We start from the raw sequence: 20,448 nt of genomic DNA on the forward strand, positions 1-20,448 counted from the left end.
ACAATTTTTTATAATTAGATTAGAGGTAATACATTTTATATTGTACCACCTACTTTATACTAGTTATGAAAAACATTCAACCAAAAATTCTCTCATTCCTTTTTCTAATTTTTATTTGTTTTAGTGCCTGTGAAGGACCCGAGGGTCCTCAGGGTATAAAAGGAGACACTGGTGAAACTGGAGCCATAGGTCCACAAGGAGCGACAGGGGCCGCCGGTCAGCAAGGTCCTCAAGGTGAACAAGGACCTCAGGGCGAGCAGGGTCCTCAGGGTGAGCAAGGTCCTCAAGGAGAACCGGGTACACCTGCACAAGTAATTTATTCAGACTGGATTACTGTCAAGAAAACTGATTGGACCTTCATTCCAGCAGGTACTTATCCGTTTTTGACTCCAGCAAAACCAGGAAGGTATGTAGATATTCTATCCTCAAATTTTACTTCTAGCGTGGTAAATAATGGGATCGTACTTGTTTACGCAAAGTTTTGTCAAAACTCCTGGATGCCAGATGAAATAACGGCATTACCATTTGATATGTATTACGATGCTGGTACTTGGGATTACTTATTCCATACCATGGATACTGGCTTATTAAGACTGTATATCCTACATAAGGGAACTAGACCTGCTCCTGATAACCAAATAATTTCACTTTGTGACAATCAATTCCGATATGTCATCATCCCAGGCGTGATTCCAGGTGGAAGGCTAAACCCTGAAGTGGATTATAGCAATTATGAGGAAACCATGAAGTATTTCAATATCCCTTTGTAATCTCCTTTGCCTTTTTCCTAAAAAAACAAACCTCCCAACCTGTATAAAACCGGATTGGGAGGTTGTTCAATTAGCAAATTTGATATTGATTTTATCCTATCAAATTACCAGCTTCATCCCATTGAGCCACTACTCCACGCTCTTCAGGTTTGAGGTATATGGGAATGTATTTTTCATCTAGTTTTAAGCCATGCTTGTCCATCACCTCTTGTGGTACCCCATCCCAGACATTGGGTTGATTTCCTTTATATCCGATATAATCCCAACCAGCTTGTGTAGAAAAATAGCCAGAACAGGTCAGATTTCTCAATAGATTGAACCACCTAACTCCTCCTTGATATTCCTCTGAAGCCCTATCCGGCCAAGCCACCAGGTCCACGATTTCCAATACTTGACTTTCGGTAAGTTCATTGAATGGTTTGCCAAATTTTTCGTCAGACTCAAAATCCAACCACATCAATCCTCCTCGCATTCTGGTTTGATTACCCGGTTGGTCCTTCATCATAAACTCCATAAAGTCCACTACCCCTACTTCTGTTGCCGAAGGAGATTCGGAATCTTTGGGCAAAATGATATCCACTAAGGTGCTTAATTTCCTGCGTTCATCCTGGGTGAAAAAAGTCTCCGATAACAATTCCTGATCCCGCTGTATTTCTTCTTCAGTTCTCCCTCCAATGGTTCCTCCCTCCAGTAAATGCACCTGAGGCATTGCCTGCTCTTCTGGTGAGCATCCAGTCAAGATCAAACCAGTACCAAGTGAACCGGTAAAAAGTAGCTTTAAGTTTTCTCTTCTGTTCATGGCCTAGATATTTTTCTTTTTTAACTGATCAATAATATAATCGGAAGTTCTCCAGCTCAAGGCCAGAATCGTCCACGTCGGGTTTTTATCTGCCTGGGAAACAAATGGCCCTGCATCTACTACAAATAGGTTATCACAGTCGTGGGACTGGCAGTTGGAATTGAGCACAGATGTTTTAGGATCATTCCCCATTCTTACCGTTCCTACTTCATGAATAATTCTTCCAGGAGCTGCCAAGCCATATTGTGTTTCAGGGCCCTGTTTCTTACCCAATAGGATGGCCCCTGCATTGGTCAAAATCTCTTCAAATGTATCTTGCATATGTTTGGCCTGCTTGATTTCCTGATCTGTCCAATTGTAATGAAAGCGAAGTACAGGGATACCATATTTGTCTACAGTATCTGGGTCAATCTCACAGTAATTGTCATACCGAGGAACGCTCTCTCCTCTTCCTGCCATCCCAATTCTTGCTCCATAGAGAGTCCGCACGTCCTTTTTCAAACCTTCACCATAGCCTCCTCCTTCTTTGGGGTTCCCGAATTCATCCTTCAGGTATTTACGCATGGAATCCATCCCTGATCCTTCCCCATACCCAGGTTGACTCATTCCTCCTCCATATTCGATATGGTACCCCCTTGCAAAGTCCAGCTTCTGATTATCCAACCACCAAGGAGTATACATATGCATTCCTCCAACTCCATCTTCATTGTAGCGATCTCTACCAAATAGGGCAGGTAGAATCCCGGACCTACTGGCACCGGTAGAATCATGCAGGTATCTTCCCAAAACCCCCGAGTCACCTCCAATCCCGTTGGGATAAGTCTTTGATTTGGAATTCATCATGATTCTGGCAGATTCGCAAGCAGATGCACCCAAGACCACTACTCTGGATCTCAATTTGTATTCTTTCATATCCTGTTTGCTCACAAAAGAAACCCCAGTGGCTTTTCCTTCCTCATTGGTAGTAACTTTCCGAACCATGGAATGGGTATACAAATCCACCTTTCCTTTTTTCATAGCTGGATGGACCAGACAAGTACCAGCCGAGAAATCTGCATAGACCTGACAGGCACGGTTACATTGACGACAGAAAAAACAAACTCCTCGCTCATTATTGATCGGACGGGTCAGCATGGAAAGTCGCCCTGGAATCATCGGGATATTGGCCTTGTCAGCTCCCTTTTTAATGAACAGTTCGTGTAACCTGGGTTTGGGAGGAGGAAGAAAAAAACCATCAGGTTCATTATAAATACCCTCTTTTGAACCAAATACACCTATCAATTGGTCTACTTTATCGTAATAGGGCTTCAAGTCATCATAACCGATCGGCCAATCATCCCCCAGTCCATCAATACTCGCTCTTTTAAAATCGTTAGGACCGAATCGAAGCGAAATCCTCCCCCAGTGATTGGTTCTTCCTCCCACCATTCTAGACCGGAACCAGTCAAATTGAGTTCCGTTTTTTCTTGTATAAGGTTCCCCTTCCATTTCCCATCCACCGATGGCAGCATCAAAATCACCAAAAGGCCTAATCTGTGTCCCTGCCCCTCTTCTCGGGGATTCCCAAGGTGGTCGCAATTGGGTTCTATCTTCTTCCTTGGCAGGATCAAAATCTCCACCGGCCTCAACCACCGCTACCGTAAGCCCTGCTTCTGATAAAATTTTGGAGGCCATTCCACCTCCCGCTCCAGATCCCACAATGATCACATCATAGGCTTCTGTAGTTGATTTGATTTGTAAACTCATACTATTTTAGTCTTATCGTTGGGTGTATGTTAAAAAACTGATACAAAACCCTTTCTTATTCCTTTTCAAAGCATTAGAAAAGATTCCTTCTAGTAATATGACTATAATTTAGCTGAGTTTTGAATTTTTTGCCTGTTTGGTTTTATTATTAGCTAAACGGTTAGGTGTGCATTTATGAGTGCCATACGCTTAACTATTAAAATTGAAATTGAAAAATTGAGTGGGAGATTTACCGATTTAAATACTGTTCAATTTCCTCCCAGTCACCAGCCAAAGCCTTCTTAATTCTTTTTTCCCATTCCGCCTGTTTAATTTTATCCAAGCCATGCCGGGTTTGCCCATCGTAAAGCTCTTGAAGCTTTGAAAGTTCCCTCATTGCGTCCAGGTATTCTGTATTCAATGTAGCCTGAAAGAATTCAGGATCCAGTTCAAGGTTTTGTAAACGATGTATCAAGCGATCAACAGCGATCCGGACTACATCAAAATGAAGCTGCTCATGCATTATTCCATAATCACTTGCATGCTTGACCCAAGATTGTTTGGGAAGCATATAAACTTTAAAATCGAGTTCCTGTACGATGGTACCATTATCCATCAAGGATGTTCCCGCCATAGAAAAACTCGAAAAAATGGTGGCATTGAATTTACTGGTGGGCTGAGGTGAATCCCTAAAATCACCCCAATTTAAAGGTCGATCAGGATGATAAAACACCGTGTCCTTGGAACTCTCTCGAAGTTGATCTGTGATGTTAAGTCTTACTTTTTTTGCCAAACTGGGGTTACCAAGATTTTGTGCCTTTTCCCAAGAATCAAAGAATTCAAGAGATTTATGGAATATACTATTCACAACATACCTTACCTGATCTCCTCGATTGGCAGTTCTTCTATAATTCAAACTTCCTGAATAATCCACTAAAGGAATTGGGTCCGCTTTTCCAACCAGGAAGTAACTCAGCTTCATTTGGACGCTTCCCTCATAAAGTTTGGTAGCTGTATTGAGTTGCTCCTTCAGTTCCAATTCCATGACATGAACCTGAATTCTATGAAAGGTACTGGAATTAGTTTTTACTTTTCCCTGAAATAAATCCAAGGCTTCCTTTTCCAAGGACCCTTTTAATTTGACGGCATGCTTCTTACCATTTGAATCAAACATCACCCCGATGCCTGACTTGTTTTTTCTTTTGTCTATTACCTCAATGTATTGGTATTCACTATTAGAAAAATATTCTCCATTTGACCGGAGTTCAAAAACCACATCCTGACCAAATGAAATACTACCAAACAGTATTATCATAGGAAAAAGAAATATCAGGACTTTCATAAAGTTAATACAATGGTTTTGATGAAAAGGTTTGGAATCTTAAATCAATCTCTTTTAACCCAAAATCTAAGTTTCCCTCGATTACTGGATTTAACCAAACTATAACTATCTGGGATTTCCCGACAATCTCCGCAGTAAGTCACAATTTTCGTTCCTTTTGGTGCATCATCAAACTTCTGATTAATCCAGTCAATCATGGATTGATAATATTCAGGATCCATCATTAATTCTTTATCCAGTTGATCATCCAGATTCACATGTTCTTCAAATGCATTAAAAAAGTAAAAGTGATCAAATTGGGAAAAGTCAAGGTCCTTGATATCTCCATGGATAAAATTCACATTTTTAAGGCCGAATTCATCCATAAGTTTTTGGGATAATTTGACCAAGCTTTTGTTCTTCTCTATTCCTATCACTTTGGAATTGCCAAGGGAACCCGCAATTAAACAGAATTTACCTGCACCTGATCCAATATCTAAAATGGATTGCTCATCATCTACCCCTAAATAAGCTATTGCTTTCTTTACCACCGAAATTGGTGTCCATTGGGTCCCTGAGACCTTTTGAACTCTAAGAGGGTAATGAGAATCAAATTCTTCATCTGAAATATGCCCTAATTCCATTTATCAAAGATTTCCAGCATGGGACTGCCCATTACAAAAGGGGATAAACTCCAACATATTTTCTATTTTCCTCCGGTTTTTTTTGCCTGGATAGCACTATTACTTCAAACTGAAATTCTCCAAATTCATTCTTTTTAAAATGATCTGAAAGCCACTCACTAAGGCGGGACTTAATATCCAAAACCAATTTATTCAAGGCTTCTTCAATAGATTCTTTCTGAGCGCTAAACTTAAAATTCGGGACCAATAAAACTGGAGTTTCTACAGGTTCTAGATTAGGAGCAAGAGTAAAATTATAAGTACAGGTAATTCTTAATTCTATCTCCTGCCCTGTTAAAAATTCAGGAATTTGATGAATAAATTCTTTCAAGAATTCCTGTATTCCTGTTGCCCGAATGGGACTCTTTAAACCTTCTTTATGGGACATCATCTAGCTCATTTAAACTTCTCCTAATCAATAAATTTTGGCGGATGTTTTTCTTCAAAATCAGTTGCATCCTGAAACGCCTTGGCCAATGCCAGAATACTACCTTCATCATATAAATTTCCTATTAACGTAAAACTAGTTGGCCGTTCTTTTTTGTCAAATCCATTGGGAACTGAAATTACTGGATGCCCGGTAAGATTGGTAATAAGTAATTGTCTCCCACCAAAGCTTGGAGCAATGATCACATCGTATTCCTGGAACAACTGATTGACCTCTTCAATCAATTGCCTTCGCTGACGATTAGCCTGTAAATATTCCACCGCAGGGATAAAACGGGACTGTCTCAAAGAATTTGCCCTGGAGCCCCCATGCTGTTCTACCATCAAATCCACTTCTCCCGATCGAACCAACTCGTCAAAGAAAGCTCCCGCCTCCGCTCTGAGGATAATGTCAAAACCTGAATAAGGAAAATTTTCCGGCAAGGCGATGGAGTCAGGTTCTACCCCCATTGCTTTAAAAACTTCCAAAGATGCCCGGAGATTATTCCCCATTGCAGTGGTATCCTTGTCCAAATCTTTCTTCAGATAGGCTACTTTTAACTCTTTTGGGCTTTTAGAAACATGGTTGAATGGAATCTCATTGGTACTTGGGTCTTTTTCATCTTTTCCATAAATCGCACTGAAAATGATTTCGCAATCCTCAGCGGTCCTCGCTAAAGGCCCAATTTTATCCATTGACCAACTCAAGCTCATCACTCCAGCCCTACTGACTCTTCCATAGGTTGGGCGTAAACCCGTAACTCCATTTCTGGTAGCCGGAGCGGTAATTGAGCCTAACGTTTCTGTTCCTAAAGCAAAGGGGACCAATCCTGCTGAAGTCGCAGAACCTGATCCTGCCGATGAGCCACTAGCTCCCTGGGTAGTATCCCAAGGATTCTTGGTTTTCCCTCCAAACCATACATCACCTCTTGCAAGGGAACCGGAAACTAATTTGGCTACTAAGACTGCTCCTTGGTCTTCCAATTTTTTAACCACTGTAGCGGTATAATCAATCATTTGATCTTTGTAAGGTGCTGCTCCCCAAGTGGTGGGATATCCTTCTACTGCCATCAGGTCTTTTACGCCATAAGGGATACCATGTAGAATCCCTCTGTAGTTACCGGCAGCTAGTTCTTTGTCTGCTTGTTTGGCCTGTTTCATTGCCAAATCCTCAGTAAGCGTAATTACAGATTCCAACTGATCATCATAGCGTTTGATTCTATCAATAAAAAGACGGGTAAGCTCCTCTGAGGTCACTTTCTTGTTCTTGATCAATGAGGCAAGCTGGGGTATGGTGTAAAAGGCAAGCTCTTCAAAGTTTTCCGGTACTTCTACCTGTTCAGGAATAATGAATTCAGGATTTTCAACTTTCTCAGGAAAAACAAAACCCAAGGGATGTGGATCAAAAGTTATTGCAGGAAAGGTTTCATTGGAAATTTCATAGCTTCTCAAGCTATCATACCCTGACTTATTCCTCCCTAAATACCCGCTCATGGTTTCTATTGCAGGCTTTTCAAAATTCAGACCTATCAGCTTTTGACTACCTTTTATGTCCTTGTCTGTAAACCCATATTCGTTGGATTTACAACTTAAAATCACTCCTAGACAAAGCAGGGTGTAAATAGCAGGATAATATTTCTTCATAAAAATAATAATAGGTGGTGGTTTGCATTGGGATCAGAGTAATGATCTCTTCTATCCCAAGCACTTAATTTATACTAATACTTCCAAAGCAGAAAGGCAATCCCCACTGGAAGGGTTTCTTTCTGTCATTTTTTGATGAATGGAAATTAAAATTGAAAAAGAGGAAGTGTCAAAATAAAGTAGAAGATTTTAAGCTAGATGCTCCACATTTATTGTACTTTTCATAGAAGTATAACACCATTGAAGAGAATAGTTTTACCACCCAAAACCTATCCAAATGAAATTTCACTACTTTATGATTCTATTCTATCTATGCTTTTTCGATGCTACTATAGAAGCGACGGCTCAAACAGAAGAGCCTCAACCAGAATTCTACAAAAATTCGCTTCAAGGGAGTTTGGGGTTTGCAGGTTTATTTGCTGCAGCCACGTCTAATTACGAACGGATCATTTCCTTACCTCAAGGGAAATGGATTACGGCTACTTATCTAAGGTTTGGAATTGGTGCTTATGGGGTATGGGGAGGAAAAGGTAATTTCACGTACCTCCAATACGGCGTATTTACAGGTAAAAAGGCCAACCATTTTGAAATCAGTGCAGGTCCAAACATCGGATTTAAAGAAGTGGATTCGGAGATTCCAGTCATCTCCTTTTCCACAGGTTATCGACTTCAAAAACCAGGAAAACACTTTATGCTAAGAACAGGAGTAGGATTGCCTGAGTCCATTTATTTTGGTTTGGGTTGGAGTTTTTAGGGGCTATAAACTACTTTTTTCAAACTGGATTCAATTTTTCATTTAAGAACTTCCCTATAAAACCATCCATTTTGCTGCCTTTGATGATATATTTGGCATCCAAACCACCCATCAGATGAAATTTAATTGCTTTTTATTCCTACTTCTCGTATTCCAAGCTACGTTTGCCTGCACTTTAAACGAAGAGGGTTCTTCTATTTCATATGAACATTATATCCAAATACCATTAGGAGGAAATACCTACCAAACAGCAGGGCAATTCAAAGAAAAGATTGGGGAAAATGGAATAGAAACATGGGTCGATGACCAATCAGAATTTAGCATTTATGTAAAGTCAGAACGGAACCAAACAATTTTTCTAGCCCTAGATCTGCTTCTTCAAGAATCAGATTCAGAATTATCTATTTCATTAGATCAAAGCCACCAAGTAAGACTAGAAGCAGGACAATCTGGTTCTATGGAGGTAGGAAAGTTTCAACTCAAAGAAGGATATAATCAGTTTCGATTAAATGGATTGACAAAATCCGGTAAACAATTTGCCAACATCAAGAATTTAATCCTTGCTTCCAAAGAGGATCTCATGTTGGAATTCGTCAAAGACAATGAAAACAACCGCTTTTATTGGGGCCGCCGTGGACCTTCTGTTCACCTAACTTATTCCCTGCCCGAAAACCAGGATTTTAAATGGTTTTATAATGAAGTGATTGTTCCTGAGGGGCAAGACCCTATTGGTTCCTATTTTATGGCCAATGGGTTTGGAGAAGGGTATTTTGGAATTCAAGTGAACGGCCCTGATGAAAGGAGGATTTTATTTTCAGTCTGGAGCCCTTTCCAAACAGATGATCCAACTACTATCCCTGAAGAGGAAAAAATCTTACTCCTGAAAAAAGGAGATGGGGTATACACGGGTGAATTCGGTAACGAAGGTTCTGGAGGTCAAAGCTATTTAGTTTACCCTTGGACAGCCGGCGACACCTACAAATTTCTGAATTCAGTTGAACCAGATGGGAAAGGCAATACGATTTATACAGCTTATTTCATGGACCCGAAAGTTGGTAAATGGATATTAATCGCCAGCTTTTTAAGACCCAAAACGGATACCTGGTACCAAAGACCTCATTCCTTTTTGGAGAACTTTATTCCTGAATCCGGAAATATTCAACGTTCTGCTCACTATTCAAATCAATGGGCAAGAAACACCAATGGGGATTGGATAGAGCTTACTGAAGCAAAATTCACCGGGGATGATATTGCAAAAAGAGGCTATAGAAAAGATTTTGCGGGTGGTGAAATCAATGACAATTTCTACTTACAAAATGGAGGTTTTTTTGATCAGAGTACCGAGTTAAATAGTATGCACCAAAGAGCTAAAAAGAACGATACCCCGCAAATCAATTGGGAAGACCTACCCTAACCAGAACCTGTTCCTTAATAATTCGATCCATAAGCACGTATGCAGCCCAATTAAATCAATAATTCTTCCTCCAAATTCGTTACATCCACACTCACTTTCATTTCTTGCTCACTACCACTGTAGACGATCCCTTTAAGAGGAGTGACATCTGCAAAATCCCGGCCTACCGCTACCCTGATATGTTTGTCATTGACCAACAAATTATTGGTTGCATCAAATTCTACCCATCCATGTTCAGGTATATAAATCGCGATCCAGGCATGGGATGCATCTGATCCTATCAGCTTGGGTTTTCCCGGAGGAGGCAAGGTTTCTATGTACCCACTGACATACCTGGCCGAAAGCCCCAGAGATCGCAGACAGGCCAAGGAAAAATGGGCAAAATCCTGACAAACGCCCTTTTTGTGATCAAACACTTTTTGAAGTGGTGTACTGATATCCGTAAAACCCGGAGTAAAGGCAAAATCCTTGAAAATTCGAGTGTTTAAATCCAGCATAGCTTCCATGATCGGCCGCTTCGGAGTAAAGGACTTTAATGCATATTCCTTGATACCTTCTATAAATTCCACATGGTTTGACTCCAAATAATATTGCCTGATATCATTGGAAGCCTCTGTCGTATGTAACCATTCCACCACCTCTTCCCAAGGTTTGGTAGACTTAGGATCCACATAAATCCAACTCGGTGTACTCAATTCCAGCAAACTCTGCGAAGTAACGGTAAGCTTCTTATGAGATCGCTCCACGGAGAAATACAGATATTTATTCCCAAAAAAATCCACTCTTTCTACTTCGGAGCTTGGCTTAGGACTGATTTCACAGACATATTTATTTACCTTTTGAAATTCCAAGTCCTGCGGAATTTGAAACATCAAATTATGGCAAAGGGTGGCAGGAAATTCATAGATATAATCCGTGATATGTATTACTTGGTATTTCATATCTCAGGAATGACAGAAGTTTGAATCATGCTATATCCAGATCCGGTATGGCTGAAATATTTCTCATAAATCCTATCAGAAGTGTCGTGAAGTAATTCAACAACCTGATCTAATAAGGTGGTCAGGTTTTCAAAGCTTCCTGTTTCCGGATTAGGAGTTGAAATTAAATCTATATCGCATAACCTTATTTTGGTAATTGCCTCCAACAACTTTTTTCGATCCACCCCAAACATTTCATGATCATCCTGATTCGGCAATGATTTTAAATGCTGGTCAATTTCCAACAATTGATAGATCAAGGATCTTGGGTTATCCTCATGTAAGATTAAAAGACTCAATACCCCATGCATTTCCAGGTTGGATCTATAGCGATACCGGTAAGTCACCAAGCTCTCATTACAGCGAAGGGTATCTTCCATCAGTTCCTTGTTGGACTCTGTGTCAAAAGACTGACACAACATCCCTCTTAGGATGGTGCAGTTGTTAGCAGCAGACTCAATAAAACGGCCAATGTTCAACAAGTGCCAAGTTGGTTCCCGGGTCATGTTGTCAATATTCAACCCATAGAAAGCCATCAATTTGACTACCATATTATCCAAACTATGGTAGGCTTGCATCAAGGAAGTATTGCTTTGCCGCATTTTATTCAACTCTTCTGAGATACTATCCAGAATTCTCCAGGTGTCCAAACTTAGTCTATCCCGAACCGCATAGGCATTGGTTAGGAAAGATTGAATTGAATACGCTAAACTTCCGGGCTTATCAATTTTATGGACCAAATCCAATAACTCTTCCTCAGGATTCATTAAGGTAGCCTTCTCCATAAATCCGGGACTAGTTCCTGTTAAAATGGTTAAGGTTCTTAACAAAGTACTCAAAACGGGAGTTTCGTGAATATGGATATCTTCGTCTGCCTCATTATAGGACAACAAAGTCATTCGCATTAATCGAACCGCATAAGAAGATCTTTCTAAATAACGACCTAGCCAAAATAACCTTTCTCCTGTACGACTTGGCAGGACATTTCTTACCAAAGGTTGAACTTTGATCGTTTTAGAAACAACGGATATGGGCTCTTTTGATTTACCTAACACCCAGGTATCCTTACTGATTCCACCTGTTTGATTGGAAACCAAAAAAGCACCTTTTTCCGGAGAACTTCGCGAAAGCCCTCCAGGCATTACCTTGTAATTATTGTTTTCCGAATCGGCAATCACATAACTACGAAATACCGCATTCCTCGCTTCCAGCTTGTTATTGATCCAGGAAGGAGATGTGGAGAAGTCCACCATTTCCTGCCCTACATACATGTAGGGATTTTTTTCAATCTGTTTCTTTAAACGTTGTATTTGTTCTTTGCTGAGATCACCTCCAAAAATTGATTTATGGTTCGTTCCTCTATAAATATTTCTGATTACCAGCGTTTCAATATGATCAAATACAAATTTTTTCTCTTTAGGCTGACCACACCACCAGGTGGCTACTGATGGCAATACTAAGTCCTGACCCAATAAATGTTTGGATATTTTTGGAAGAAAAGCCATTAGACCTGGATTCTCCATCACACGACAACCCAAAGGATTAATGACTAATACTTTTTTCTGGCGTACGGCCTCCATCAACCCAACTACCCCTAAATGCGAATCGTTTTTATATTCCAATGGATCACAAAAAACATCATCTACCCTACGGATAATCACATCCACTTTCTCGAGCCCCTTGATGGTTTTAAGCCAGACATACCCACCACTGACCGTTAAATCCTCTCCAAATGCCAAGGTAAATCCCATAAATGAGGAAATATAGGCATGCTCAAAAAAGGTTTCATTGGTAGGACCAGGAGAAAGCAACACCACTCTTGGGTTTTCCTTATTGTTGGTAAGGTGTCCTAAGGTATTCTTGAATGTTTGATAATAAGAGGTGATTTTACGAACATGGTTTTCACGGATCAATTCAGGAAATACCCTTGTCATTGCGGCCCTGTTCTCAAATGTATATCCAGCACCTGAAGGAGCATCTGTACGGTCATGAAGTACCCACATCATGCCATTGGGGCCACGAGCCAAATCCGAAGAATATTGAATCAGTTGTTGTTCACCTTCTAATTTGATATCATGTGCTTGCCTTAAAAATCCCCGGTGGTTATAGATCAATTCAAAAGGGATAAGGCCTTCTTTAATCAGTTGTTGTTCACCATATAAATCACTGAGAATCAGATTTAATAACTGAGTCCTTTGAACCAATCCTTTTTCTATCCCTTCCCATTCTTCGGAATTAAAAACCATGGGAACAGGATCTAAAATCCAAGGACGGTTCATCCCATCCGGATCCCCATACACATTATAGGTTACCCCATTTTCCCGAAGCTGCCGGCTAACTTCCTCTTGAAATTGCCGCATTTTCTCCGAGCCAATTTGTTCGTAATATTTGGCTATCCGCTCCCAGTGGGAATGTATTTTACCTTGGTCGGTGGCCATTTCATCCAGAAACGGCGCATTATTGAACATCTTTTCAATAAGATATGACTCAATCATTCCTCTGACTTGAACTAATTGCACATTCTATCGTTTACCCTCATCTTTTTTTATAGCGACGAAGGTCCATTGTATACGGAAATTCGGGGTTTACGATTTCCGATGTATTCTCATAGACAGGAGGTCCATCCAACTTGGTGATGTATCTTCCGGTGTTATGATCGTCTTTCGCCGTGAAATTAATAGGATTCTCCTTGGTAATTGTATGTCCAAAGTCGAAAAACCTAGAAATTCTTCGAGCCTCTGCTTCGTTGCTGTTAATCGGGAAGTTATCATAGCTTCTACCACCCGGATGTACTACATGGTATTGGCAGGCAGCCACAGATTTTTTGGTCCAGGTATCATATAGATCAATAACCAAAGGGGTATCAATTCCTATCGTAGGATGCAATGCCGAATAAGGTTGCCATGCACGATATCGGATCCCCGCCACATATTCTCCATGTACTCCAGTGTTTTTCAAAGGGATCTTAAACCCATTGCAAAGCAATTCATATCTAGAATCTGTCAATCCAGTAATTTTCACCTGTAACCGTTCCAAGGAAGAATCCACATATCTGGCTGTACCAGAACTTGAAATCTCCTCACCCAATACATGCCAAGGTTCGATTGCCATTTTCAAATCAATATGGATTTCATCTGCCTGCAGCTCCCCTATAAACGGAAATCTAAAACTGAAGAAAGGATCAAACCAAGAGATATCAAAATCGTATCCCGCTCTTTTTAGATCATTCACTACTTCCAACATATCTTTTTGGCAGTAATGCGGAAGTAAAAATTTATCGTGGAGAGAAGTCCCCCATCTCACTAGTTTATGCTTGTAAGGTTCTTTCCAAAACCAACTCATCAAGGCTCTGATCAATAACAATTGAACCATGCTCATCCTGTAATGAGGAGGCATATCAAAGCCTCTAAATTCAAGGATTCCCAATCGACCGCTACTCGAATCAGGCGAATACAGCTTATCAATGCAGAACTCAGCCCGGTGGGTATTTCCTGTTATATCAACCAATAAGTTTCTGAAAATCCGATCTACCATCCAGAATGGGATTTCATTTTCTTTACCGTCTGGTACTTGCTGAAATGCCAACTCCAGCTCATACAGCATATCATCTCTTCCTTCATCCACTCTTGGAGCCTGACTAGTCGGACCAATAAATTGAGTAGAAAACAAATAGGATAATGCAGGATGGTGTTGCCAATAGGTGATAAAACTTCTCAATACATCAGGCCTTCTAAGCAGGGGACTATTTTCCGGGGAAGTCCCTCCAAGAGTAATATGGTTTCCTCCTCCTGTCCCAGTATGCTTTCCATCCACATTAAATTTCTCGCTGATCAACCTCGACTCCCGTGCTTTTTCATACAGGATCCGGTAATTATGCAGCACCTCTTTCCAGGATTTGGCAGGCTGAATATTTACTTCAATTACTCCCGGATCAGGAGTGATCATCATTTTTTCTATCCTCTTGTCCGAAGGAGGGTCATATCCCTCTATCAACACAGGCAATTTCATTTTTTTGGCTGTCCGTTCCACCGCACTGACAAGGTCCAAGTAATGCTCTATATGGGTGGTTGGAGGGAAAAACACAAAAAGCTTCCCTTCCCTGACTTCCACCACCAAAGTGGTTTTAAAAATCCTTTTAGAATTAATGGGAGGGAGTTTTGGGCTTGATTTCTTGGAAGACTTGGGGAGCTTTTTTACCGGGGCAAACAAGTCCTGAACAGGTGCAATGGGTTCATCCTTTTCAGCAGTATGCTCTATGGAATCCAATGGAAGCCTTAAACCCGCTGGAGAATTTCCAGGCACTAAATACAAATCATCCCTCCTAAATCTCCATTTACAACTCTGCCACCTTTGTTCATGTAGCTCCCATTCCAATGGAACAGCAAAACCAACTGGTTTACCCAAGCCTTTATTTAATAACTCAGCAAGTTTTTGTCTTTCTAGAGATGACTTTAAGTTGAATTTTTTGGGGTCAATATTCACAGGAACTCTCCCCTCCTGCCAAATAAAATAAAAGGGGTCCTCGTATAATGGAGAAATGTTGTTTTTATCCACATGTAGCTGCTTCACCAAATGATTCATGAAGCTTTTGGCATGACGGCTATGAAGTTTATAATCCTTGGAAATATCTGCCATTAAAGAATCATCATGCCAGATTGGATAACCATCTTTTCTCCAAAAACAAGCCAATTTCCACCTAGGAAGCGGTTCTCCAGGATACCATTTCCCTTGACCATACTGCATCAAGGCACCTTGCCCAAACTCCACTTTTAATTTGTGGAAAAGTATATTGGATAAACTCCTTTTATGCTCACCATCGGCATCGGTATTCCATTCAGGGGCATCTTGATTATCGACTGAAACAAAAGTTGGCTCCCCTCCCATGGTTAAACGCACATCATTCGCAACTAAATCTTCATCCACCCGATCACCCACCTGAATGATTTTTTCCCAAACCTCTTCAGAATAAGGCTTCGTTACTCTGGGAGTTTCTTCAATTCTGGTTACCTGATTTTCAAAATGGAAAGTAGTCTCGGCTGGTTCAGCCATCCCGGAAATCGGTGCTGCATCCTGTGGGCTCGGAGTACATGCCAAAGGAATATGCCCTTCACCGGCAAATAAACCAGAGGTTGAATCCAATCCAATCCATCCTGCACCCGGCACAAATACTTCTGTCCAAGCATGTAAATCCGTAAAATCTTCTTCTGGTCCGGAAGGTCCATCCAAGGATTTTTCATCAGATTTCAATTGGACTAAATATCCTGATGCAAATCTTGATGCCAAGCCTAAATGCCTAAGCACCATCACCATCAACCAAGCAAAATCACGACAAGAACCGGATTTTATAAACATGGATTCTTCACAAGTTTGGACCCCTGGCTCCATCCTCACATTGTACTTCAATTCATTACTGATTAATTGGTTGATAGCCACCAAATAATCCACTGTAATCATATCTTTTTGGAGTAAGCTTTTGGCTTTGGCAACCAGCTCCATCAATAAAGGTCCTGATTCCTTTTTCTCTAAATAAGGTCCTAGTTGGGCACTTAACCCTTCTTCGTAGGTAAATGGAAATGTGTGAGCATAGTCTTCTACAAAAAAATCAAAAGGGTTGATGACCACCATATCGGCTATCACTTCCACATCTATTTCAAAAAACTTGACTTTTTCAGGAAATACAATTCTTGCCAGGTAATTTCCAAAAGGATCCTGTTGCCAATTAATAAAATGGTTCTCAGGCTTTACATTTAGAGAATATCCTTTGATAAATGTTCGGGAATGTGGGGCAGGTCTTAACCGAATGACCTGGGGGCCCAATGAAATATGACGATCGTAATCGTATCTGGTAAAATGCCTAATAGCAACCTTAATGGACATGGACAGATTTTAAAATGGATTAAAAATGAAAGTCTTACCCTCTTGAATAATTAGACTTGGGTTACTTGGGCGAATCTTCCTAAAGTAAATTAAAATAAGGACAACACGGATTAAAATTTATAAAAGATATTAAACATTAAAAAGTTATTTCTTCTGTACTTCCTTTAAAAAATCAACATAAAGATTGGTTCGTATTGGAATTGCAGGCATTCTAAATCAATAAAAAAGCACCAATCCAACTTACCAGTGGTAATTAGATTGATGCTTTCAATAATCAATTGACCTTAGGTCGAAAAGAATTACTTGTCTTTGAACTTTCCGTTTTTCATTTCAAGGGCACTTTCAATGTTTGAAACGATTTCATCATACGCTTGGCCATTGCCATCCACGTTGTCTGGACCAACCTCAATTAATCCATCTCCATTTCCATCAGATACTAATGCCGGGTTAACACCTTCCAAGAATTTATCCATATACATGGTCAACAACATATCCTGAGCACCTGCCACTTCGATGCCTTGGTTGAACTGTACGAGCATCTCATCTTCGATATCTATAGAAACCTCAGCAGGGACACCGAACCAGGTTACTTTAGCAAAGATGGATAATCCATGCATTTCGTCATCTTCAGGAACATCTGCATGAACAAAATCCAAGTTTAACTTACCATAAACTCCATCTGCCGCCATAACTGAACCGATTTGCACAATCTGAACCTCTCCATCTTCCACTAAATTTAAAATCTGTGGCTCATTATTTCTGATTTGTACAATGCTTGGTTTCTTTTTGTCCTCACTTGTAGCTCTTAAAATTAGCTTGACGTTATCGATGGAAACCTTTACAGACTCAATCGAGAAATTCCCATAATCTAAATCTGTAGTTCTGGCACTGGCATCCTCCAAGCTACTAATTCCTAGGGTGGCAGAAATAGTTACTTCACTTTCTGTGATTGCTGGAGTTTCATCTGTTTCCTCCGTACAAGATGTGATAAATGCGGTAGCTGCTACGGCAATCATCAAATTTCTAAATCTTGTTGTTTTGATCATAATCTAGCTTTTTTAGATTGGTTATAGTTTGTTTTTGGTGGTTTTTTACTTTAAAAAACTTATTTGAAACTTATTAATTAATTTAAATCCATTCCCATTTAATATTATCGAAAGTCCCATTTTCAACTTCAACCAGAGTTCCATTCTCCTCATCTAAGGCAGAAAAACTGAATCTTCCTGATATCAATTTCTTGTGTACATCAATATCTGTTATCAGTAACTCCATTTCTCCAGTATGGTTGGAACTAGCCTGGAAGAGATGGTCTTTAGATTTGACAGAGTTTCTCATTTCAACTGCTCCCATGGCACCTTCAAAATTCACTTCAGAATTTTCAATCAAATTCCATTCGTTGAATTCAGTTCCACTGGATAGCTCCTCCAGGTTCTTTCCACCTATCTTAAATCCAAGAGCCAATGCTTTTCCTCCATCTTTGACACGAATTCCATAAACCGTTAGTAGAAATGAATCAGCACGGTTTTCCATCTCTGCAATTACATGTTCAGACGCTAAAATCCCTTTCCCACTTTCGACTTCAAATTGGTCTCCGTTTAATATAGCAGAAATAACACCATCATCTTTCCTATTTGGAAATATATTTACTCCATTTATATCAATACAAGAAACCAAACTAAAAAGTACTAATAGGATAAAAGTACGTTTTAGAATAGATAAAATCATATGTACGAATAATTTAAGAAGTTTAAATAGAAACTAAAAAACATTGATTGAATATTATTCACACAAATTGAGGATAAAATTCACACACGTACCCATATAATCTATTGATTATTAAGGTTTTTTAGTTTATCAAACACCCTTATGGTGAGTTTTCCTATATTATTTCATACATGATGCCAGAATATAATATTGGTGCTAATTATATCATTTATGACAAGTATATTGAATAAATATGCTATTGATACATAAAAAAAAGCACTATAAACAAATAGTGCTTTTGTATTGAATTATATATATACTGGTTAATTTGTCTTCCAACTGTTAAAATATTCAACAATTTGACCTTCTTCTATACTCTTTCCCGAAACTACATCCACTTTAAATTTAAAGGTCATCGATTCTCCATCTTTTAATTGATAATTTAATTCCTCTTTTCCCTCACTCATCGCTTTTTGGCCAAGAGGGTTTGCTGCAAATAGACCATAGCCTCTGGCATGCCAATAGGTTGGGTATCCTACATTCTCTGGATGGTCATATAAAATTACCGATATAGGCTCCCCCTCTATTGATCCTGCCAACTCTACCCAATCTCCTCTTGTCCCCCACACATCATCTCCTTTTTTTCCATTGCTACTGGTATACATTCCTGTAATTCCTTCATTATTCATCGTTGGTACATCCGTAATTTTTCCAGATGCATCGGTGAAAAGTTCAGGTTTTGTGGAAGGATGTTCTAATTGCCTAGCAACTCTAATTGCAATCATTCCTTCTTTATTATCGGTAAATGAAACAGGTCCATTTATCGCAGTCAACGTAGCAATTCGCTCAATCGTTCTGGTATCATCCGTAGCCTCAAAAATAAAAGTAGTTTTTTCTTCTAATAAGGTTAGTCCAGCTTCATTTTTCCATTCTTGAATCACTTCCAATTTCCCAGTATTTCCTGAGGAAGAAATGGAATTTATTTTTTCCAATGTGATGTGCCCATAATCAGATTTCTTTTCTTCTGGAATCGCATAAGAATTATTCCAAAAATCCAGACCATTTACATCTCCATAATTAAACCATAAGCCTATATGATGAGGATGATCAAACCGCTCTCCTGGTCTTGGGGCTAATGGCCATCCGCGGGTAATGGTAGTTCCTTTCGATGTATTGATAGGAAACAATACAGGTTTGTCCAAGGTATCTGGGTAAATAAATGAAGTAAAAAGTGCTCCATCTACCAATACATCTACTTTTTGGGCAGCTTCATCTTGAACCAATTGGACTGTATTGGATGACTTTTCCATTTCATTGGTTGTTTCTTGATTTTGGGAATTTCCAGAGTTGCAGGCATTCAGTATCAAAAAACCAGATACCAGTCCTGCGAATTGAATTGACTTTTTTAATTGCATGGATTGTTTGGGGTTATAATTCAACGCTTAGACTATTCCTAAAGCATTTGATTTTAATGTATTGAATAAGTTTAATTGTTCCTTGAGGGCAGCTATCCGATCATTCGGTTCTGTTCTGGCTTCCATCAAAATCCAACCTTGATAGTCCATTTTAGCGAACAGATTAAACAGTTCTTGGTAGGGATAATCTCCTTCATTGAACTCACGAACATGGACAGTGTCTCCAAACCATTGTTTAACAGAATTGAAATTCGCTTCCAGACCGGGACTCAATAAATCTTCAGGATTACAATTCCAGCAAATTTTCACATTGGGGTCACTTACCTGATCAAATATTGCCTTCATAGTTGGTAATTCCTGAGTCAAATGCCCATGTACCTCTACCCGTACCATTTGCCCATAATCACCTGCAAAAGCACCGATTTTATTAAATGAATCTGCGATTTGAGCAATGGTTTTTTCCTTAGGAACATCTGCCGGGAGGGTATTAGGCTTGACTTTTATCCCACTGGCGCCAATATCTTTACAAAGTTTGATGTACTCTTTGGTTTGTTCGATATTATCTTGAACTACCATGGGATCGGGGCTATGATATTCAAAATTACTTCCATACCCAAGGCAGGTCACTGGACTATCTTCAAATCTCTTTTTCACTTCTAGCCTCTGCGAAGAACTTAAAGATGTTTCCACTCCATGCGCATGTTGGGTTCGCAGCTCCACCCCAAGCACCCCTGTTTTTTCACAATTAGAAATCAAGGTTTCAAGATCCCAATCTCTTCCCCATTGATAGGTCACTAACCCAAATTGCATTCCTTTTCTTGCATTTTCTGCAAGAAGTGAAAACGGCAAATTTCCTGCAGCCAAGCCTAGCCCAGCTGCAATCCCTGTTTTCAAAAAACTTCTTCTTGAATTTAATTCAAACATAATTAGTCTTTA

Annotated in this window: 16 protein-coding genes; 3 read left to right on the forward strand and 13 right to left on the reverse strand. The window is 39.7% G+C overall.

Going from position 1 to position 20,448, the window contains the following annotated elements; all coding sequences use genetic code 11:
* The first annotated feature begins 65 nt into the window (after positions 1-65).
* Entirely contained in the window at positions 66-770 is a 705-nt protein-coding gene (locus BUR11_RS21160) for a collagen-like triple helix repeat-containing protein (protein WP_074224267.1), read from the forward strand.
* Positions 771-861: 91 nt separating this feature from the next.
* Here BUR11_RS21160 and BUR11_RS07795 read toward each other — a convergent pair whose 3' ends face one another.
* From BUR11_RS07795 to BUR11_RS07820, 6 genes are all read right to left on the reverse strand, one after another.
* The gene (locus BUR11_RS07795; RefSeq protein WP_074224268.1) at positions 862-1,569 is read right to left on the reverse strand and encodes a gluconate 2-dehydrogenase subunit 3 family protein; all 708 of its coding nucleotides are present in this window, start codon (positions 1,567-1,569) and stop codon (positions 862-864) included.
* Between the two features lie 3 nt (positions 1,570-1,572).
* Entirely contained in the window at positions 1,573-3,315 is a 1,743-nt protein-coding gene (locus BUR11_RS07800; RefSeq protein WP_074224270.1) for a GMC family oxidoreductase, read from the reverse strand.
* 229 nt (positions 3,316-3,544) lie between these two features.
* On the reverse strand, positions 3,545-4,609 hold the full coding sequence (locus BUR11_RS07805; RefSeq protein ID WP_143185874.1) for a hypothetical protein: 1,065 nt from the start codon (positions 4,607-4,609) through the stop codon (positions 3,545-3,547).
* A 71-nt stretch (positions 4,610-4,680) separates the two neighbouring features.
* Positions 4,681-5,259, reverse strand: a complete 579-nt coding sequence (locus BUR11_RS07810) for a class I SAM-dependent methyltransferase (protein ID WP_074224273.1) — start codon at positions 5,257-5,259, stop codon at positions 4,681-4,683.
* A 31-nt stretch (positions 5,260-5,290) separates the two neighbouring features.
* Positions 5,291-5,689 carry a hypothetical protein gene (locus BUR11_RS07815; RefSeq protein WP_159439212.1) on the reverse strand — a complete coding sequence of 133 codons (399 nt, stop codon included), beginning with the start codon at positions 5,687-5,689 and terminating at the stop codon, positions 5,291-5,293.
* A gap of 20 nt (positions 5,690-5,709) precedes the next feature.
* Complete coding sequence (locus BUR11_RS07820; protein ID WP_074224276.1) at positions 5,710-7,368, reverse strand: amidase; 1,659 nt, start codon at positions 7,366-7,368, stop codon at positions 5,710-5,712.
* Positions 7,369-7,645: 277 nt separating this feature from the next.
* On the opposite strand from BUR11_RS07820, the gene BUR11_RS07825 reads away from it, so the two are divergent.
* Together BUR11_RS07825 and BUR11_RS07830 are read left to right on the forward strand one after the other, a co-directional pair.
* Positions 7,646-8,122: a hypothetical protein gene (locus tag BUR11_RS07825; protein ID WP_074224277.1), complete on the forward strand. Its 477-nt coding sequence runs from the start codon at positions 7,646-7,648 to the stop codon at positions 8,120-8,122.
* Positions 8,123-8,237: 115 nt separating this feature from the next.
* Positions 8,238-9,536, forward strand: coding sequence for a DUF3472 domain-containing protein (locus tag BUR11_RS07830; protein WP_074224279.1), 1,299 nt, complete (start codon positions 8,238-8,240; stop codon positions 9,534-9,536).
* A 50-nt stretch (positions 9,537-9,586) separates the two neighbouring features.
* On the opposite strand, the gene BUR11_RS07835 is transcribed toward BUR11_RS07830, so the two are convergent.
* From BUR11_RS07835 to BUR11_RS07865, 7 genes are all read right to left on the reverse strand, one after another.
* Complete coding sequence (locus BUR11_RS07835; RefSeq protein WP_074224280.1) at positions 9,587-10,477, reverse strand: transglutaminase family protein; 891 nt, start codon at positions 10,475-10,477, stop codon at positions 9,587-9,589.
* Positions 10,474-13,011, reverse strand: coding sequence for a circularly permuted type 2 ATP-grasp protein (locus BUR11_RS07840; RefSeq protein WP_074225170.1), 2,538 nt, complete (start codon positions 13,009-13,011; stop codon positions 10,474-10,476). Before BUR11_RS07840 ends, BUR11_RS07835 begins: the two co-directional genes overlap by 4 nt.
* Positions 13,012-13,051: 40 nt before the next feature.
* Positions 13,052-16,393 carry a transglutaminase family protein gene (locus tag BUR11_RS07845; RefSeq protein WP_074224282.1) on the reverse strand — a complete coding sequence of 1,114 codons (3,342 nt, stop codon included), beginning with the start codon at positions 16,391-16,393 and terminating at the stop codon, positions 13,052-13,054.
* A 299-nt stretch (positions 16,394-16,692) separates the two neighbouring features.
* Positions 16,693-17,439, reverse strand: coding sequence for a hypothetical protein (locus BUR11_RS07850; protein ID WP_143185876.1), 747 nt, complete (start codon positions 17,437-17,439; stop codon positions 16,693-16,695).
* Between the two features lie 82 nt (positions 17,440-17,521).
* Entirely contained in the window at positions 17,522-18,118 is a 597-nt protein-coding gene (locus tag BUR11_RS07855) for a hypothetical protein (protein ID WP_074224285.1), read from the reverse strand.
* A gap of 302 nt (positions 18,119-18,420) precedes the next feature.
* Entirely contained in the window at positions 18,421-19,512 is a 1,092-nt protein-coding gene (locus tag BUR11_RS07860; RefSeq protein ID WP_317045240.1) for a DUF6807 domain-containing protein, read from the reverse strand.
* A 27-nt stretch (positions 19,513-19,539) separates the two neighbouring features.
* The gene (locus tag BUR11_RS07865; protein WP_074224286.1) at positions 19,540-20,436 is read right to left on the reverse strand and encodes a TIM barrel protein; all 897 of its coding nucleotides are present in this window, start codon (positions 20,434-20,436) and stop codon (positions 19,540-19,542) included.
* Positions 20,437-20,448 lie beyond the last annotated feature (12 nt).

Source organism: Algoriphagus halophilus, from assembly GCF_900129785.1.
In the GTDB taxonomy this organism is placed as follows: Bacteria; Bacteroidota; Bacteroidia; order Cytophagales; family Cyclobacteriaceae; genus Algoriphagus; species Algoriphagus halophilus.

Bases quoted from the DNA above. Each gene is read 5' to 3' on its own strand.
- BUR11_RS21160 (WP_074224267.1), top strand. From the start codon at position 66: ATGAAAAACATTCAACCAAAAATTCTCTCATTCCTTTTTCTAATTTTT.
- BUR11_RS07795 (WP_074224268.1), bottom strand. From the start codon at position 1,569: ATGAACAGAAGAGAAAACTTAAAGCTACTTTTTACCGGTTCACTTGGT.
- BUR11_RS07800 (WP_074224270.1), bottom strand. From the start codon at position 3,315: ATGAGTTTACAAATCAAATCAACTACAGAAGCCTATGATGTGATCATT.
- BUR11_RS07805 (WP_143185874.1), bottom strand. From the start codon at position 4,609: ATGATAATACTGTTTGGTAGTATTTCATTTGGTCAGGATGTGGTTTTT.
- BUR11_RS07810 (WP_074224273.1), bottom strand. From the start codon at position 5,259: ATGGAATTAGGGCATATTTCAGATGAAGAATTTGATTCTCATTACCCT.
- BUR11_RS07815 (WP_159439212.1), bottom strand. From the start codon at position 5,689: ATGATGTCCCATAAAGAAGGTTTAAAGAGTCCCATTCGGGCAACAGGA.
- BUR11_RS07820 (WP_074224276.1), bottom strand. From the start codon at position 7,368: ATGAAGAAATATTATCCTGCTATTTACACCCTGCTTTGTCTAGGAGTG.
- BUR11_RS07825 (WP_074224277.1), top strand. From the start codon at position 7,646: ATGAAATTTCACTACTTTATGATTCTATTCTATCTATGCTTTTTCGAT.
- BUR11_RS07830 (WP_074224279.1), top strand. From the start codon at position 8,238: ATGAAATTTAATTGCTTTTTATTCCTACTTCTCGTATTCCAAGCTACG.
- BUR11_RS07835 (WP_074224280.1), bottom strand. From the start codon at position 10,477: ATGAAATACCAAGTAATACATATCACGGATTATATCTATGAATTTCCT.
- BUR11_RS07840 (WP_074225170.1), bottom strand. From the start codon at position 13,011: ATGATTGAGTCATATCTTATTGAAAAGATGTTCAATAATGCGCCGTTT.
- BUR11_RS07845 (WP_074224282.1), bottom strand. From the start codon at position 16,393: ATGTCCATTAAGGTTGCTATTAGGCATTTTACCAGATACGATTACGAT.
- BUR11_RS07850 (WP_143185876.1), bottom strand. From the start codon at position 17,439: ATGATCAAAACAACAAGATTTAGAAATTTGATGATTGCCGTAGCAGCT.
- BUR11_RS07855 (WP_074224285.1), bottom strand. From the start codon at position 18,118: ATGATTTTATCTATTCTAAAACGTACTTTTATCCTATTAGTACTTTTT.
- BUR11_RS07860 (WP_317045240.1), bottom strand. From the start codon at position 19,512: ATGCAATTAAAAAAGTCAATTCAATTCGCAGGACTGGTATCTGGTTTT.
- BUR11_RS07865 (WP_074224286.1), bottom strand. From the start codon at position 20,436: ATGTTTGAATTAAATTCAAGAAGAAGTTTTTTGAAAACAGGGATTGCA.